Source organism: Arthrobacter sp. T572 (assembly GCF_056780115.1).
This window is the reverse complement of sequence record NZ_JBRAZQ010000002.1, coordinates 1,187,022-1,203,493: the sequence shown is the minus strand read 5'-3', so window position 1 is coordinate 1,203,493 and position 16,472 is coordinate 1,187,022. Positions and strand designations below refer to the sequence as shown.

14 protein-coding genes are annotated in these 16,472 nt (G+C 60.7%); 10 read left to right on the top strand and 4 right to left on the bottom strand.

Annotated elements, in window-relative coordinates:
- Positions 1 to 154 precede the first annotated feature (154 nt).
- From ACUYMZ_RS06780 to ACUYMZ_RS06760, 5 genes are all read left to right on the top strand, one after another.
- Positions 155 to 1,318 (top strand): glycosyltransferase family 4 protein, encoded by a 1,164-nt coding sequence (locus ACUYMZ_RS06780; protein ID WP_481602539.1) that lies wholly within the window; start codon positions 155 to 157, stop codon positions 1,316 to 1,318.
- Entirely contained in the window at positions 1,315 to 2,739 is a 1,425-nt protein-coding gene (locus tag ACUYMZ_RS06775) for a UDP-glucose dehydrogenase family protein (protein ID WP_481602538.1), read from the top strand. The genes ACUYMZ_RS06780 and ACUYMZ_RS06775 overlap by 4 nt, the downstream gene beginning before the upstream one ends.
- Before the next feature lie 406 nt (positions 2,740 to 3,145).
- A complete protein-coding gene (locus ACUYMZ_RS06770) occupies positions 3,146 to 3,895 on the top strand; it encodes an FHA domain-containing protein (RefSeq protein ID WP_426006377.1) in 750 nt (249 codons plus the stop codon).
- Positions 3,896 to 3,912: 17 nt separating this feature from the next.
- Positions 3,913 to 4,650 (top strand): hypothetical protein, encoded by a 738-nt coding sequence (locus ACUYMZ_RS06765; protein WP_442423975.1) that lies wholly within the window; start codon positions 3,913 to 3,915, stop codon positions 4,648 to 4,650.
- Positions 4,647 to 6,623 carry a protein kinase domain-containing protein gene (locus tag ACUYMZ_RS06760; RefSeq protein WP_481602537.1) on the top strand — a complete coding sequence of 659 codons (1,977 nt, stop codon included), beginning with the start codon at positions 4,647 to 4,649 and terminating at the stop codon, positions 6,621 to 6,623. Before ACUYMZ_RS06765 ends, ACUYMZ_RS06760 begins: the two co-directional genes overlap by 4 nt.
- A 44-nt stretch (positions 6,624 to 6,667) precedes the next feature.
- Here the strand turns inward: ACUYMZ_RS06760 and ACUYMZ_RS06755 are convergent, their stop codons facing one another.
- Positions 6,668 to 7,918: a plasmid pRiA4b ORF-3 family protein gene (locus tag ACUYMZ_RS06755; RefSeq protein ID WP_481602536.1), complete on the bottom strand. Its 1,251-nt coding sequence runs from the start codon at positions 7,916 to 7,918 to the stop codon at positions 6,668 to 6,670.
- A gap of 167 nt (positions 7,919 to 8,085) precedes the next feature.
- Here ACUYMZ_RS06755 and ACUYMZ_RS06750 point away from each other — a divergent pair, with 167 nt between their 5' ends.
- Both ACUYMZ_RS06750 and ACUYMZ_RS06745 read left to right on the top strand, forming a co-directional pair.
- The gene (locus ACUYMZ_RS06750; protein WP_481602535.1) at positions 8,086 to 8,493 is read left to right on the top strand and encodes a hypothetical protein; all 408 of its coding nucleotides are present in this window, start codon (positions 8,086 to 8,088) and stop codon (positions 8,491 to 8,493) included.
- Between the two features lie 339 nt (positions 8,494 to 8,832).
- A complete protein-coding gene (locus ACUYMZ_RS06745) occupies positions 8,833 to 8,988 on the top strand; it encodes a hypothetical protein (protein WP_481602534.1) in 156 nt (51 codons plus the stop codon).
- A 2-nt stretch (positions 8,989 to 8,990) separates the two neighbouring features.
- Here ACUYMZ_RS06745 and ACUYMZ_RS06740 read toward each other — a convergent pair whose 3' ends face one another.
- Positions 8,991 to 10,244, bottom strand: a complete 1,254-nt coding sequence (locus ACUYMZ_RS06740; protein WP_481602533.1) for an APC family permease — start codon at positions 10,242 to 10,244, stop codon at positions 8,991 to 8,993.
- A gap of 75 nt (positions 10,245 to 10,319) precedes the next feature.
- The gene (locus ACUYMZ_RS06735; RefSeq protein ID WP_481602532.1) at positions 10,320 to 12,866 is read right to left on the bottom strand and encodes a helix-turn-helix transcriptional regulator; all 2,547 of its coding nucleotides are present in this window, start codon (positions 12,864 to 12,866) and stop codon (positions 10,320 to 10,322) included.
- 923 nt (positions 12,867 to 13,789) lie between these two features.
- Here ACUYMZ_RS06735 and ACUYMZ_RS06730 point away from each other — a divergent pair.
- From ACUYMZ_RS06730 to ACUYMZ_RS06720, 3 genes are read left to right on the top strand one after another with little or no spacing between them, the layout of a single operon-like run.
- Positions 13,790 to 14,326 (top strand): hypothetical protein, encoded by a 537-nt coding sequence (locus tag ACUYMZ_RS06730; protein ID WP_481602531.1) that lies wholly within the window; start codon positions 13,790 to 13,792, stop codon positions 14,324 to 14,326.
- 42 nt (positions 14,327 to 14,368) lie between these two features.
- Positions 14,369 to 15,007 carry an ABC transporter ATP-binding protein gene (locus ACUYMZ_RS06725; RefSeq protein WP_481602530.1) on the top strand — a complete coding sequence of 213 codons (639 nt, stop codon included), beginning with the start codon at positions 14,369 to 14,371 and terminating at the stop codon, positions 15,005 to 15,007.
- A complete protein-coding gene (locus ACUYMZ_RS06720; protein WP_442423984.1) occupies positions 15,000 to 15,941 on the top strand; it encodes a hypothetical protein in 942 nt (313 codons plus the stop codon). Before ACUYMZ_RS06725 ends, ACUYMZ_RS06720 begins: the two co-directional genes overlap by 8 nt.
- A 73-nt stretch (positions 15,942 to 16,014) precedes the next feature.
- On the opposite strand, the gene cspE is transcribed toward ACUYMZ_RS06720, so the two are convergent.
- Positions 16,015 to 16,218: a transcription antiterminator/RNA stability regulator CspE gene (gene cspE, locus ACUYMZ_RS06715; protein ID WP_021472668.1), complete on the bottom strand. Its 204-nt coding sequence runs from the start codon at positions 16,216 to 16,218 to the stop codon at positions 16,015 to 16,017.
- Positions 16,219 to 16,472: the final 254 nt, after the last annotated feature.

Genomic DNA, 16,472 nt, shown 5'->3' with positions numbered 1-16,472 from the left:
GACCCCCAGCATCAAGAACGCCCCAGCCGCGTCGTAGAAGGCGAGTCTACCGCCGGGGTGCGACATAACAGACAACCACCTGTTAACCAACTCTTCCTCCACAGGCCACCCGATCGAACCCGCAACGCCAACCGCCCCGACCACCGTTGAAGGCGTGAGGATCGCAATCGTTGCCGAATCATTCCTGCCGCTGATGAACGGGGTAACCCACTCCATACTTCGGGTGCTGGAGCATCTGCAGGAGCGCGGCGATGAGGTGATGGTGATTGCACCGTCGACGTCTGACACTGAGGTTTCGAGCGTCGTGAAGGGTGCGTACGTCCATCGGCTGCCGTCCGTACCGCTGGCCGGTTACACGAATGTGCGGGTTGCGTTGGGTGGTGTGAATCGGGTCAAGAGAATCCTTGCCGATTTCGCCCCCGACGTCGTTCACCTCGCCTCACCGTTCGTGCTCGGCTGGCGCGCCGTGCAGGCCGCGGACCAACTGGGCATCCCCACGGTGGCGATCTACCAAACCGAGGTTCCCAGCTACGCCGCCCGTTATGGCGTGCCGTTCCTGGAGAACTGGGCCTGGAACCGCGTGGACAACATCCACCTCCTGGCCACCCGAACCCTGGTGCCGTCCACATTCGCGCTGAACCAGTTGCGTGGGCGCGGCATCATGCGCGTGGACATGTGGCGGCGCGGTGTGGATACCGCCCGCTTCAACCCCGCTAAACGTTCGACGGCGTGGCGCCGCTCGGTGGCGCCCAGCGGTCACCGGATCGTGGGCTACGTGGGGCGCCTGGCCATTGAGAAGCAGGTGGAAGACCTGGCCGTGCTGGCCGACCTGCCGAACACCAAGCTGGTGATCGTTGGTGACGGGCCTCAGCGGCCGGCCTTGGAGGCCGCGCTTCCGGATGCGCACTTTGCCGGTTTCCTCGGCGGGGAATCCCTGGCCGAGGCGGTCGCTTCCTTTGACCTGTTCGTCCACCCCGGCGAGTTCGAGACCTTCTGCCAGACCATCCAGGAAGCCATGGCATCGGGCGTCCCCGTAGTGGCGACAGGACGCGGAGGCCCCCTGGACCTGGTGGAGAACTCCCGCACCGGCTGGCTGTACGAACCCGGCAACCTGGATCAGTTGCGAGGCTACGTTCAGGACCTGGTGGGCGACGACGCCAAGCGCCGGGCGTTCGCAACGGCAGCAACCGCGTCGGTCCAAGGCCGGACGTGGCCGGTGCTGTCAGCCGATCTGGTGCGCCATTACACCGAAGTCATTGCGGGTGTGCCATCCGGCCCCGCCTCAGAACTCACCCAGAGCAAAGGACCTTTGTCATGAAGATTTCCGTGATCGGCTGCGGCTACCTCGGCGCAGTACACGCCGCCACCCTCGCTTCAATGGGCCACAGCGTGGTGGGCATCGACGTCGATTCCCATAAGGTTGAGCAGCTCAACAAGGCCCTGGCTCCCTTCCACGAACCCGGCTTGGACGAGCTCCTCCGCGATGGCCGCACGAATGGCCGGCTGGAGTTCACCACCGATTTCGCTGCGGCTGCCGACGCGCAGGTGCACTTCCTTTGCGTGGGAACCCCGCAGTCCAAAACCTCCGACACTGCGGACCTCACCTACCTGATGGCCGCTACCCGGAGCCTGCTCCCCCACCTGGGTAAGGGTGCCGCCGTCGTGGGTAAATCAACGGTGCCGGTAGGCACGGTGGAGACCATCCGCGGGCTGCTGGCCCGACGCTCCGATGTGCTGCTTGGCTGGAACCCTGAATTCCTGCGGCAGGGTACTGCTGTGAAGGACTCACTCGTGCCGGACAGGCTCGTGTACGGTGTGCCGGGCGGAAAGGGTGCCGCGGCCGGTGAGCCGATCACTGCCGTCCTGGACGCCGTGTACCAGCCACTGATCAGCGCCGGCATCCCGCGTTTGGTCTGCAACTTCGCGACGGCGGAGCTCATCAAATCCGCGGCCAATGCCTTCCTGGCCACGAAAGTCAGCTTCATCAACGCCATGGCCGAACTGTGCGATGCGTCCGGCGCTGATGTGAGTGAACTCAGCGAAGCCATGGGCCTTGATCCCCGTATCGGCAACCGTTACATGCACGCCGGGCTCGGCTTCGGCGGCGGCTGCCTCCCCAAGGACATCCGGTCGTTCCGGGCGCAAGCCCGCGACCTCGAGGTGCCCTCGGTGGACGAGTGGATGGCCCTGGTTGACTCCGTGAACGTCAACCAGCGCTCCCGCGCCGTGGATATCGCCCGCGAGATGTGCCGCGGCTTCCTGTCCGGGCGTACGGTGACCGTCCTCGGCGCCGCCTTCAAACCCGACACCGATGACATCCGCGACTCCCCTGCCCTGGACGTCGCCGCTCAGCTCGCCGCAGCCGGCGCGCACGTCACCGTCACCGACCCCAAAGCCATCAACAACGCATGGATCCGCTACCCGCAGATCCGTTTCGAATCTTCCACCAAGCGCGCACTGGAAGGCGCAGAGTTGGTGCTGCTGCTGACTGAGTGGAACGAGTACGTCGCCTTGCGGCCGGCTGAGGTCGGCGCACTCGTACGACGGCGGATGGTGCTGGATGCGCGAAACGTCCTGGACGCTGAGGCCTGGCGGAGCGCCGGGTGGACGGTGCGCGGGTTGGGCACCGGCGCGTCGGTTGCGTCTGAGGAACGTGGAGACGCTGCGGAGGCGCCGGCAGGGGCGGCGCCAGCGGTGCCGGCGGTGCCGGCGGCGCGGAAGAAGCACGCGCGGGCGTAGGACTCACCACCGCTATTCCTCAATCTGCAGCTCGGCGTACCGCCCTCGAATCGGACTGACATACAGCGCAAAAACGGTGGGCAAGGTTTTGCAAGATCGCAAAAGTTTGTGATTTCTGTTTGCTGCCCCAGTGCCAATCCTGCTGATCTGGAAGCTCCATACGAGAAGGGTGATTCACATGGAGCTTTTGATCGTCGCTGGCATACTTCTCTTCGTTGCTCTGGGTTCTGCAGGCATGCTCTACCAACGGCTGAGCGTTCGTTTATGCCTCCCGCGGCCGCGCGAGCTCCTGACTATATGGGCAAAACGTGGCCAAAGCATGGGGGCGAGCGATTATGAGGTGATTGTTCCCCGAATCCAGCAAGGGCTTCGGAAGGCGACAATCCCCAGCACTCAAGGCCGCCGCTTGGCTGTCGGGGCCCTGACATTGAATTTCAGTGATGCTGACCTCAGTGAAATCACAAACTATTGGAAACTGGACGCATTCGCCCACGACATCGGGGAGTCCTACAGGTACTCATGCACGGAAGCCCGCGTAGGCAACATTCCTTCCCAGCGAATGGAGATCTTTTTCGTAGCCGAGGCAGGCCGCCGTGACAACAGCCCGCTCGTGCGGCCAGGCCGCCCCAAGGAGGGCGGCCTTCGCATCGAAGTCGTTCTCGATCAGCCAGCCTTTTCTGCCGAGAAAGTCCTCACGCCCGAACCTGTTGGAGCCCAACAAAACACAGGTGACGCAGATCCGACAGCCACGTCGCTGTTGGACCCGGAGACTGCGCCCTTCACGGACGCCGAACTCCACGATCTGGTCCAGGACTGGGGTGGCTCGGGCAGGGGCGGAACGGGTGAGGACACCCAACCCGCCCCGGTACAAGGACGGCTCCGGTATGGCGCCACTTCGGTCTGTGTCATCACGGGTGCAGGCATCACGATCGGCCGGGCTCCAACCTGCGATCTTGTCCTCACACACAAGAGCGTGTCCCGCCAGCATGCCCGCATCTACAAAGCAGCCCAAGGTTGGTATCTTTCCCCCATAGACTCGCACCGCTGCATCATCAACGGCCAAACGATTTACGAGGAGGCACCGATACAGGAAGGTGATTCGTTGCGGTTTGGAGCCATCAGCGATTCGTACACCTTCGAAGAGGTCCAGCAGTGAGGTCCGGGCAGCGTCCCTTGAAGATCGGAGACCATGTGGAAGTGAAGGTTCGGCGTCAGGACACTCGCGGCGAGGTGTCTCTGCTTCCTCATCATTACCTCGTCATCGGCCACGGCCTCGGTGAGGACGTGCCGTTTGACCGCATCGACTTCGATATCGAAGGCCTATCCCGCAGAGCCGTTGAAATGTATAACTCCGGGCACAGCCTCTCCGTGGCGTCTTACCAAGAGCCGTGGGGAACCGTCAGCGTCACCCAGGAGGGTGTGGGACTTGCCAAGCTGCAGAAAAACAGGTCCCAGACCTTCATCCCGCCCTTTTCCATACAACTTCGCATCAACGTTGGTGATGACGTGGAGTTAGCTTTCCGCGTCTCGTGCGGCCCTGCACGCGAGGATGAACAAGACACGGCAATGCCACCGGAGCCGAAGCGCCGAAACTCGAGCGACTGGCTGTTGGCAGTAAACGCTTTGGCTTGCGCCCTTGAAGACGGGCTGCCGCTGACGAACGGGGCCGCTAAGTCGTACTTCAACGCCGCAATCGACGTTTCCTCCGGTGACACCTACAGATGGCCAAGGGCAAGGGCTGATTTAGCCGCCAGATATGGGATCAACCCAGCAGACCTGGAGGGACTTCTCTTGGCCGGCAGGAACCGTCGTGACGTGACCCCAGATGTCCAGGACATGCTGAGGGCCCACCGGAACAATCGGGTTAGCAATGCCTCACGCGAAGAGCACGCGAAGGAGGGAACAGGATGACTGTCGAACTCAAGGTCGAGGACTCGGGCCCACGACCTGACCTGGAAGGCCGGACGGTCACCATGGACGCTGTTCTTGCCGACGGTGAGCCTCGCAAGATCAGGTTCAAATTGGGTGAACGGGTGGGCAGTGGCGGGAGCGCCAACGTCTACCGGGTAGAACCGCCAACCTGGTCAAACAAAACGTGGAATGCTCTCAATCTACGGCGCGGAACACCACTGGTATGCAAGTGCGAATTCGAACAAAGCGACCTGCTTCGTCGACGGCAGCTGACCCTAAAGGCTCTGGAAGAGGCACGGGCCAAGTCGCCGGAGGATCTGCTCGGACTTGTCCCGTTGCTCGCAGCAGGCAGGAGAGAACAGCGCGATACCAGTTCCAGGATCTATCTGGAGTTGATGCCGCATGCGGGCGAGACGCTGACCCATGCAATAAATTCGGATGAATGGGCGAGCCTTACCCATGAACAAATCCTTCTTGCCTTTCAGCCCATCGTTGTTGCCATGGCCAACGTGCATCGCATCCGACCGCTCAAGGATCCCCACGGCGAAATCACGGGGCACAGGGACATTAAGCCCAGCAACACCTTCGTGCTTTTTCCTGAGGATCCAGGCTTTGGGCAGGCCTTTGATTCGCGTGCGGAACAGCTTCCCCGTGCAGAGGGCCTGCCGCTGCTCAGAGTTGGAGATCTGGGAAACCTGTACACCAAAAGTCTCGATCGGGAGGCTACATGGACAGCCCGCCCCATGAGAAGCCGCTATTGGACCGCCCCGGAAGTATTGCGCTATCAAAACGCTGCCGCAGACGTGGTGGCCCGCGATGTGTGGAGCCTTGGAGCCACATTGTTTTTCGCGCTCACGGGCAAACACCCCTGGTCGAGTGTGGAAACGTGGATGGGCAACAAGCAAGACATCGCTGACTTCGAGGTAGCCGTTGCGCTGGAAGTCCTACCGGACTCCGATGGTTTCGCGGACTTGGAAGCTACTGAGAGAGGAACTGCCATAGCGGTTTTGATCAGATCGTGCCTGACTACGGCGCCCGAGTCCCGACCGAGCATGCGGGATGTCATGCATGAAATTGATGAGATCACAGGAACCGCTTCTTCCGCGACCGAAGACCGGAAGCCCCTGCGCACAGCTGGCAGCGTCCCAGACAGTACCACCGCCAATGAACCTGCGAAGGAAGTCAGCGCTTCGATCATCCGGCCCCTGGCCCTTATTGGAATTGTCATCCTGTGCCTCGGCCTGGCTGGGTTGGCACTGACTACGTGGATGAAGTCGGGAACAAACGGCGGAAGCACCCCCGCAGCTTCGGTAACCGTAACGCCCAGTCAACCCGCCGGTCCAGAAACGCCAGCACCATTGGCGTCGCCCGAGATTGGCCGCGGTGGGTGGGGGCCGGGCCGAACAACGTATACGTCAGAAGTTCCGGCCGACCACGCTGTATTGAATTCCATCACAAACAGATACCCGCAGGACGCCACAATCGATGAGCGCTTGTTTTTATGGGTGGCAGGTGAAGACGGAAAAGACAGTTCATACAGCGTAGACGTGGCACCGGGCGATGAGATATCACTGGTTGGCTTTGTGGCCAACGATGCCGCAGACAACATCCGAGCATCAAAATCCCTGATTTCGAACCTTACTGCCGAACTCGGTCAGAAAGGGCGCGGCAGCCAATTGGGTCTATATGTCAGCCTCGAAGCCACTACACCCGGCGAGCCAAATGACCATTCTGAGGTTTGGGCCGGAGTCTCGGTGAGCAGCGCCACCCCCATTCAATTACAGTACGTACAGAATTCCTTTAGGGTGCAGAGCTCTTCGGGTACTTGGTCTGAAAACGGCGATGTTTTTGGTCGTGGAGAAAAGGTGAAGCTAGGGCTCAAAGGGCCAGATGGATTGCTGCCAGTCGGTTCAGGAGACGATGTTCTCTATTTGTACTTCAAGATGAAGGTCATACCCGATTCCGGACAGTGACACCGCTCTCAGGTTGGTGTCCGCACCATCAAGTGGAACCGCCATCACCTGCCGGCACCCAGGCGGGTCTGGAGGTCCAGCAAAAACTTAATGCCGACGTCCGAGAGCCGTTCACTGACCCGGTCCCAGCTTGGGCGCTCCCACAGTTCAATTCTGTGCAGGCCCCGGCTGACCTCGTGGTACAGGTGGCCTGCCCAATACGGAGGGGCGTCGCCCATGATTCTCAAGCCAGCATGGTGCAGCGCGGCTTCTATGACCTGGTCCATGAGTCCATATGGTGGCTCGTTGCCCGTCAATTCCCAGTGAACGATGAGTGGGAGGAGAACTGCGGCGGCGTCGTTGTCGGGAGTGGCTAAACGTGCCACCACGTAGTCCCATAGGCCAGCGGGGTCCCCCACAAGCTGACGGGCAGCAGGTGTCAGGAGAAGTTTGTCCTTGTACTTCCTGAGGAGCTTCCATTCTTGAAGCTGTTCACGCAGATTTCGGATCGGCGACGTACTGACCTCGACCCTGCCGGTTGAAACCCAGCCGTCATCCCAATTGAGCGCAGTCATGGCGTGCTTCACGAATGCAGGCTTGAGGTAGCCAGCGCTCGTCAAGGGCAGACCATCCGGCTCTGCTTCGCTTAAGAACCAGAGGATGGGCGCTAAAGCGGTTACGCGGTCTGCCTCGGTGACCTCGGAAGGCCACAACCGTCGGGACAATCGCCGAAGGTCCTCGTTCACCGCGTGCAGGTCGAACGTCGTTGGGTCAAACGCGGACGCCCGTTCCTGGGTCACAAGTTCAAGCCAATCAACTGCTTCCCTGTGCTCGGGATGCCGCTGATCCCCCACCACCCTGACCACGTTCGCGTACCCGAAGACGCCGCCGGAGTCCTCGATCGGACCACGCATAGCTCCATCAGTACACCTGGCGGTCATTCCGTGGAGCTCAGCCGGTCCGACGACATCGATCTCGTGCGTCCAGCTGTCGCCAAAATCGTACTCGTACTCAAAAAGCGACCTGCCCGGAAGAGAAGGGTCGAACAGTTCAAGTAGCCCCACTTCAGCCGAAGACTCGGCACCGACCGGAGATTCGTCGTCGAGCACGGTGATGACCCGCCGCTTTCCATCCGGCCCCGTGCCATAGAAAACGTAAAGATGGGTGTTCTTCCACCCAAAGGCCACCTGGATCGCTTCATGCGCCTCTGCGAGCGTGGCCGTCTGAGGAAGGACGAGTTGCCGCCAGATTTCCGGTTCCGCGTCTCGGATGGAGATGCGCAGCTCCAGGGCAGGGACTTCTACGGATGCAGCCATATGGCACATTGTGCCAGTGACCTCCCAGCCGGGACTATTCCTCGCCACCTAGCCCCCGTCACAACACCACCTAAATCGGCCGCCACCACCACCTAGATTGATGCGCCATCGTCTGGGGAGGCCGTTGCCGCCACTTAGCCGGCGGTTGCACCGACGAAGATCCACCCATGGTGACCTTCTTCTATCCGCATGCCCTCCGGGTCCTCGGCTTAATCGTTATCGTGTGTTCGGCCGGGTCAGCGATCCTCCTTGCGGCAGCGACACCACCCCGTGAACCATCAATGCTGGACATCCCCACGCTGAGGAACGTAGGGGTGGTTTTGCTCGGAGTCTTCGGTGTCGTGGGGCCGGTCAGTCTACTGTTCCCGCGGCCCCGGGCGTTTCCGTTGATGAAGGCCGGGGCCTTTGCCTGCGCGGCATTCGCCAACGCCATGACTCTGAGTCCTTTGCTGGCAGTTCCCTTCCAGGACACAGCCTCTCTGGTGGCGGTTGTGTCCGGGCTCGCGCTGACCGTGGGCAGCCTCGTGGTGTACATGGAAGCGGTGCACAAGAAGCTCGCGGAGCGCCGGCGCTAACGCCGCCACCACCTAGGCCAAGCTCCGCCACCACTCAATTTCACCCCCACAACCACTCACATGGACCCGATCTGCCACCTAATTTCCCAAAGCCACCACCTAGACGCTGGATCCGGCGCATATTCTCACCCTGTGCCTTCGGGACGGGAACCCGTTGTCCGGCGGGATCCCCACCCGTCCCAGGCGTAGGAGGCACAGGCGCGGCTTCAGCCGATAACCCCCGGATGGGGCCGCGCCGCCTGTGCCGTTGATACCGCTTTGGATAAGCGTGCGTGTCCGCCTCCGTGCACCAGCACACCGTGGGTTAGCGTCTCTTTCGGAACAACAGATTGGAAGAGTATGCACATCAGCGAAGAGCACCAGCCGATCCCTGAACTCGAAGGCCAGACGTCCATCAATGACTTCCTGGCGCCCACGCCGGCCATCACACCGATCGAGCTGCGTGAACCCACCGACAGCGAGCTCGCCGCCTTCCTGTCAGCCAACAGGGCATAGCGTCAGGAGCGCGTCCGCAGCCGCACCCAGCGGTACGCGATCCCCACGGCGAACATCGCCACACCCAGGCCCACGGACAACGGCGGCAGGGTGGCTACCAGCACTACACAGGCCACGGCACCGGCAAGCTGTAGCGCCTTCGGGTAACGGCGGTCCTCAGCGGGCTGCGTAAAGGCCGCGATATTCGCCACCAGGTAATACAGCAGCACCCCGAAGGACGAGAAGCCGATCGCGCCCCGCAGATCCGCCACAGCAATGATCAAACAGATCACCACACCGATGGTGACCTCAGCCCGGTGCGGGACCTTGTACTTGGGGTGAACGGCTGCGAGCGCGTGCGGCAGGTCGTGCTCCCGGGCCATGGCCAGGCTGGTCCTGCCCAGGCCGGCCACCAGGGCCAGGAGCGCGCCCAGCGACGCAACTGCCGCGCCGACCCGGACCACTGGCGCTGCCCATCCCAGCGAGCCATTCCCGACGGCGGCAGCCAGCGGAGTCGGGTTGCCCGCCACACCGCCGGGGCCCAGGGCCGCGAGCAGCGTGACCGCAATGACGGCGTACAGAACCACGGTGATACCCAGCGCGATGGTGATGGCGCGAGGAATGGTCCTGCGAGGGTCCCGCACTTCTTCCCCCATGGTCGCGATCCGCGCATAGCCCGCAAACGCAAAGAACAGCAGCCCACCGGACTGAAGAACCCCGTACCAGCCCCCGGCCAGCAGACCTTCGCCCAGCACGTTGCCAAAGTCTGGACCGGAACCACCCCACACCGCGGCCAGCGAGACAGCAAGGGCGGCCAGCACGGCGATCACCAGGATCCGGGTCAGGCCCGCGGTCCGTGTCACCCCGTGATAATTCACCGCTGTCAGAAGTACGACGGCGGCAATCGCCACCGGGCGCTCCCAGCCTTGGGGAGCTGCGTACGCGGCGAAGGTCATGGCCATGGCAGCGGCGCTGGCTGTCTTTCCGATGACGAATCCCCATCCGGCGAGGAACCCGGGCCAGGGCCCGAGGCGTTCGCGTCCGTACACGTACGTCCCGCCGGAGGTGGGATAGGCGGCCGCGAGCTGCGCCGATGAGGTCGCGTTGCAGAAGGCGACGAAAGCCGCAATCACCAGGCCAACCAAGAGTCCTGACCCTGCAGCCTGGGCTGCCGGTGTGAAGGCGGCGAACACCCCGGCCCCAATCATCGATCCCAGGCCGATGAGGGACGCGTCAAAAGTTCCTAGTCTTCTGGCCAACGCGGGTGACTGGTTCACAAGTACCTTTCAGCATCAGGGGCCACAGCACTGCTGGGGAGTGCCGTGGCGGGGATGCTTCCAGCGTATCCAGTGTCACGTGGGCGGCAGTGAATTCCTGACGAGGATGAAGAGACTATTGCGCGACGTCGCTCCTGTTTTTCGCAAGGCGTTGGAAATGTGGTTCTCCACGGTCCTGGCACTGATGCCCAATTGTTCGGCGATTTCCACGTTGGAACGGTATCCCGCCATCACGGCGATCTCGGTCTCCCGCTCCGTCAAGGGCACCGATTTCACCGTGCTGAAAGACAGCGGTTCGAACGCAGCCGGGAAACTGGCCGCGAACTGCGACGATGCCTCGGCCAAGGCTTCTGCCGCCGTGGCGTCGCCTTCCAGGACGTGCCTTTTGAGGCCGCCCTGCAGCAACATGCCCACTTGGTACAGGTTGATGTCCGGTTCATAGTGCTTCAGGAGAATGCCAAGAAGGTCATGGTCTCCTTCAACCACGGCGGTTGCGATGGCCAGGAACTGATCGTGGACCGTGATGTTGCTGTCCCTGAGGATCTTTTTCAGCAGGTCCAGCACCGGAAGACCCGGGCTGAGGCAGGTGCAGAGCAGCGAGGTCATCATGGCTTCAAGCACGTAGCCGCTTTTCAGCTGCCGTTTGATCAGCAGTCCCGCGCGGCGGTCGAAGCCCGCAGCACGGGTGTTGCTTCCGGCGACCAGTACGTAAGCCCCCTTGCCCACGCCCGGCAACGGTCCGACGTCGGGCACTTCCGTTCGCGCTTGGGTGGCGATGGACAGCTCCGGCGCCGACGACGACGTGGCGTGCCGCAAACCCGCGAGGCGGAGCATGGCGTCGTAGAGGATGTCCACCACAAAGCCGGGGCGGCCCATGGCGAAGACGCTGCTCATGAGGTACTCGGCTTCCTCGAAGTAGCCGCGGTAGAACAATCCGTGGACCGCAATGTAGCTGCTGGTGACCACTCCGAACTGGTCCAGGTTCTTGCGGGCTTCGGCACGCCAATCGAGTGCGAACACCAGGGATTCGTCGATCCTGCCGGCGGCGAAGAGGGAGAATCCGTTGATGAAAGGGCGCAGGTGCGGGAAGGTCTCGTCGTCCTCGGCGTCCTTGATGGTGTCCAGGGCCGTCTCCGGGTTGAATCGGTAGAGGTGCATCAGGCCCTGGATCAAATGGCCGATTCCCGGGTTTTGGTCCACCCCGGTGTGGATGGGCGCCTCCGGCACGCGGCCGTGGGAGCCGCTGAGGAAGAGAATCGCAGCCTCTGCCCCCGCTTTCTGTCCGGGGTGCGCTTCACCGAAGTCCTTGAGGACCTCAACGGCGGCGTTCAGTCCCCGGCCGGCATTGATGGCGAGGAGGGCCTTCGTGATGGTGAGCAGCAGCAGGTCGGAGGGATCGGCGTCGTGCGTTGGCGTTTCTGTACAGACGCGCTGGGCGCGCTTTACATCGACGGGTGAGCCCCAATAGATGCGCAGCAGCGCCGCCGCGTTTGCAGCAGACTTGTTGGCCTCCCATCGCTCAAAGCGGGCACGCTCGCGGACCGCGCTGTGTTCGTGGAAGTGGCGGGCTGTGACGGCGTCGTCGCTGCTTCGTTCCCGGCGCAGCGCGGCAAGCACGCGGGAGAGGCTGTCCGATGTAGTGATGGTGTCCGCGGATTGGGGTGTGGAGTCCAGCACCCCGGCGATCCGGCTCCGCAGCAGGTGCCTGTCCCGCAAGGCTTTCTGGCCACGGAAGTAATCCGCCATGACCGGTGGGCTGATGGCAGCAGTGGGTCCGTTGTGGTGATCGTCCAGGACGGTGAGGAAGCCCCTGCGTTCAAGGGTGTCCAGAACGTCCGGGGTGATGATCTTCTGGAGGATGTCCAGGCGCGCGGTGCCCAGGATGGCCATGATGTTCAGGCCTGTGAACTCCTCCGGGGTGAGTTCGGCCAGCAGGGCCTCTATGGTCCCGCGCAGATGATCGCTCCACAACGTGTCACCGGTCATCCGCCACAGCCCGCCGCGCTGGACCACCAGGTCGCTCAGGGATGCGGTCTCGGCAATCTTCACGATGAGCCGGGGGTTTCCGGCGGACTTGGTGAGGATCCGTGCTGTTGTGTCGGCGTCGGCTGGCCCGCCGAGTACTTGCGAGACGAGGGTGTGGACTTGCTCGTAGTGCAGGGGGTCCAGCTGGAGGACGGCTTCACGCCCGTGGTTGAGGACAGCAAGTTGGCCCCTGGAGAAGCTGAGCGTCTCGGGTGCCGTGGCAACCAAGGGGCTGCTGGAGCGGCTGCGGACAGCTTCCAGTACGGCCAGGGATTCGTTGTCGACAAAGTGGATGTCGTCCACCACCAGGACATGTTTGCCCATCATGGCGAGGTGGCTTGAAAGGACATCAGCCAAATCCAACACCCCGCTGCGGCCCGGCCGCAGGTCCAGGCCGAGGCTCTTGATGGCCGCGTAGGGGATGTTCCTGTGGGTGCGGAGGCCGGCGATCGCGTGGACCACCGCCCCCGACTTCTCAAGGCTTGTGACAACGCTGCGCACTACCGTGCTTTTGCCGCTTCCGGGTACCCCAACAATGCGCACACCAATGCCTTGCGCAACATAGTCCAGGACGCGCTGGACCTCTGAATCGAACACCCGATCCAACCTTCTGCTTCTGTGCATGACCGTCATTCGGCTCACCTCGCAGGCTAGAACTTGGAGAGCGGACTAGGTGTTGAAAATGCCTTGCACAGGCCGGATTGCCCCAAACTAGGTGGCGATTTGGGCCAATCTAGGTGCTCCGAATAATCGACTAGGTGGTGGCGGCGTGGTGCGGGCTGGTTGTGGTGAGTGTTCGGGCAGATCATCAGTACCCCTTGCGTCATGGTCTCTTGCCATCAACGCTATGGGCTGCGGGAAGCGAATTACATGGGTGTAATTAGCTATGTGGATATGTGTTCGAGCTGCCGACGGAGCACTAGTACTTATATTCGACTGGTACGACGAAAAGCAGGACCGGCCGCGCGGCCGATCCTGCTCGACGTCCACGGAGACCTTCTGGTTCTCCTCGAAGGAGCGGTAGCCCGGGGACTGGGGACCTGGGGCTCGAACAAGGGGTCCACCACACGCCTGTCTGAACCCTCATCCAGCGGTTGCTCCGGCACCTAAATCTAAAGATCGGGAGTAGGTGGTGAATATGCCTTGCACAGATGCTTTCGGGGTTAACTAGGTGGCGATTTCGGTAAAAATAGGTGCTGGCCAGCATCGTCTAGGTACTGCTGGCATTCGGAGATCGGTTAATAAGCGTTTCTGGTTTCACATTTCGGCTAAGCGAGCTGCCTTCCACACCTCAACTTGCCAAGTAGACTGATTTGACAAAAACAGTTATGGGGTTGAGAGTGTTCCTCAATCACGGAATCTGTGAACGGAAGATAATCCAGGCACAGTGAATGCGATCTATAGCGAGCAGCTAGTAGGTGCTATTCACCTTCAACCTGACGCCCTCTCGGACGTTGGGTATAAACCGGCCAAGAAGCCCGAGTGCTTCCTGCGATCATTTCCATTGGGGGAAAACGATCATGAAATATCGCTCCAGCATTGCAGTCGCTTTTCTTTCCGCGATCCTCGCCACAACGGCGATTCCCGCTCATGCCGCCGATGCGCCTGACAGTACACAGACTCTCAAGGACATCACCACACCGAAAACTGCATCGAGCACAGGTGCCCCGATGCAGTTGAGCCTGAAAAAAGGTGAGCCAACGTACTCAACTACGGCCGTCGGCTCTCGCCGCGCCAGCTTGTATTCCGGGAACTGGATGCTTTTCACGGAAGAAAACGTTGATTTCTACTACGACTGGAGGCAGGTAACGAGTAGCTACGGCTATCAACGCGTTGGTGCTTTCGGGTTCAACACAGTGCAGGCACTAGGAATCAATCGAAGTTACGCCAGCACCTGGCAGCACTCCTATCGGGCATTGACTGACGCAGGAGTAGGTACTCCAACCCCTTGGGGCAATGTCAATATCTACCACTCAACGGTGATCCAAAGTGCGAACGTTTACGGCGATGGTGCCTGGTACGCGTGGCAGGGCAGCCGCACATCCCTAAACCCTTAGGGGGCCAGTTGTCCGCAGCTGGCCCCTCATTGAAGAGGACTCATGCTACGCATCATCAATCTTTCCAAACGGTATGGGCGAAAGAAGATATTTTCCGACGCATCCTTGAGCATCCCTTCCACGGGCGTACACATAATGCGCGGAGAAAATGGATACGGTAAGACCACACTCTTCAAGTGCCTTGCCGGATTAGAGCAATATCAAGGAAGTATCCTTTGGCATAATGAATCGCTAAAGAATAATGTAACCGCCGTCTTTGATGATTCAACACTGCACGGTAGGCTCACAGGCTTTCAGAATCTGCGTGCCTTACTGGATGCCCCATCAAGTGTGGTTGAGGATGCTCCCGCGGTCAAGGAATTTCTAAACCGCGATCTGCTTGAGAAGCGTTCGGCAGGCTACTCTCTCGGCCAACGGAAGAAGATCAAGTTAGCAGCTGCTTTTGCATCCGGGAAACCTTGCATACTGCTGGATGAACCAGTATCCGGCCTGGATGTAGCCGGCCAAGACGGACTTCTGCGCCTGCTGGACCGCACCTCGAATAAAGCATGCATCCTCATTTCTGCCCACGAAACCTCTTTCTACCGGGAAGTGACCTCGTCTGAGTTCACAATTCGGCACGGGAAGATCCGAATGGAACCAGACGAACCGCTTATCCAGGCGGATGATTTTGATGAATAGCCTGCTGCGTTCAATACGAACCGAACTGAGGTACCAGCACTGGGGCAGACTGATTTTGCTTCCCATCGGCGGTCTCGCGTTGTCTCTCGTGTTTGCCTTCATTGGGAGCGTCAGCAATGTGGATGCGAGCATGGTTCGCCTTCAGACAACGGAGGCGCAAGCATCAGCCAATGGAGTGTCACTGACCCAGGCCCTGGCGCAGCCCATCAACCAGTCTCTCCTGGATGGTCAGACGCTGGTGGACAATCCACTTCGATATGACTACGAAAGGGCGTACTTCGCATTTCAAGCTTTCGAAGGAGCGAACGCAGTCGGTACCGGACTGGAGATGATCACCTTCTTAGTCATTCCGCTGCTCTTCTTCATATACGGGTGCGGAGTGGCGACCGACGACACTCGCCGTCGGATTCTGAAGGACCGGGTGGTGATGCAGGGCCCCAGGTCTTATGTTGCGGCAAAAGTCGTTACCGTCGTAGCTGTTTCCTTGGCTGCAACCCTTATCGCTGCGACATTGAGCCTAACCGTGGCACCCATCCTTCGAGCTGCCTTCCTGGACTCAGTCCATCGCAACTTCCCCTACTCTGTAGCCGGCGCGGCCACTGGAAGCCCCGCGGCTCAAATCGCCTTCAGCACATCAGTTGCAATCCTGTTCGGGCTGCTTGGCCTGTTTGTCGGATTGGTGGTTAGAAGCATGCTGATACCGAGCTTGTCCGCCGGCGCACTTCTTATGGTGGCACCCTTCGCAGGGCCCTACGATCCGAGGAATGTACTTACTTCTGCCGGAGAGGGCATCTTCAACTACTGGGGTGGTTTCAGTCCCCGCCCGCCATATCCTGTCCACGTTGAGCTCGGTTTGGCCTTTATGGGTGGGGGCTTGGTCTTCGTTGCCCTGGTCTCCGTGCTCATCTGGTCACGAATGACAAAGTTTGTCTAATCGGGGTTGAGGTAGACAAAAGAAGGGCCGGTCAGCTCAGCTGATCGGCCCTGCTCTTGCGTCTATCCGAAGACTAGATAGCCTGGATGTTCACTGCCTGGGGACCCTTGGGGCCCTGCTCGACGTCGAAGGAAACCTTCTGGTTCTCTTCGAGGGAGCGGTAGCCCGAGGAGTTGATTGCAGAGTAGTGAGCGAAAACGTCCTGGCTGCCATCTTCCGGGGAGATGAAGCCGAAGCCCTTTTCAGCGTTAAACCACTTGACGGTACCTGTAGCCATAATTTCAGTCCTTACTGAAGGTGGAGATTGTTCCCGACTTTCGGGTCTCCGGTGTGGGGTGTTCTCCACCGTTACTTCAGAAGGTCGCGATCCGAAGTGGACCGCGGGGACTGCCTGAACTACCAAATGCCAAACACAACAACACCGTCAAGTCTACAGACATCTGCGGGGATAGCTAGTGCCGGGGCGGATTTAATCCAGCGGATGTGGCAAAAACTGTCGGGCCTCTGGCATAGCCTGTGAATCAGGCAACC

Excerpts from the sequence above, each read along its gene's own strand:
- ACUYMZ_RS06720 (WP_442423984.1), top strand. The coding sequence starts at position 15,000 with ATGAATAGCCTGCTGCGTTCAATACGAACCGAACTGAGGTACCAGCAC.
- ACUYMZ_RS06745 (WP_481602534.1), top strand. The coding sequence starts at position 8,833 with ATGCACATCAGCGAAGAGCACCAGCCGATCCCTGAACTCGAAGGCCAG.
- ACUYMZ_RS06750 (WP_481602535.1), top strand. The coding sequence starts at position 8,086 with ATGGTGACCTTCTTCTATCCGCATGCCCTCCGGGTCCTCGGCTTAATC.
- ACUYMZ_RS06755 (WP_481602536.1), bottom strand. The coding sequence starts at position 7,918 with ATGGCTGCATCCGTAGAAGTCCCTGCCCTGGAGCTGCGCATCTCCATC.
- ACUYMZ_RS06730 (WP_481602531.1), top strand. The coding sequence starts at position 13,790 with ATGAAATATCGCTCCAGCATTGCAGTCGCTTTTCTTTCCGCGATCCTC.
- ACUYMZ_RS06760 (WP_481602537.1), top strand. The coding sequence starts at position 4,647 with ATGACTGTCGAACTCAAGGTCGAGGACTCGGGCCCACGACCTGACCTG.
- ACUYMZ_RS06725 (WP_481602530.1), top strand. The coding sequence starts at position 14,369 with ATGCTACGCATCATCAATCTTTCCAAACGGTATGGGCGAAAGAAGATA.
- cspE (WP_021472668.1), bottom strand. The coding sequence starts at position 16,218 with ATGGCTACAGGTACCGTCAAGTGGTTTAACGCTGAAAAGGGCTTCGGC.
- ACUYMZ_RS06775 (WP_481602538.1), top strand. The coding sequence starts at position 1,315 with ATGAAGATTTCCGTGATCGGCTGCGGCTACCTCGGCGCAGTACACGCC.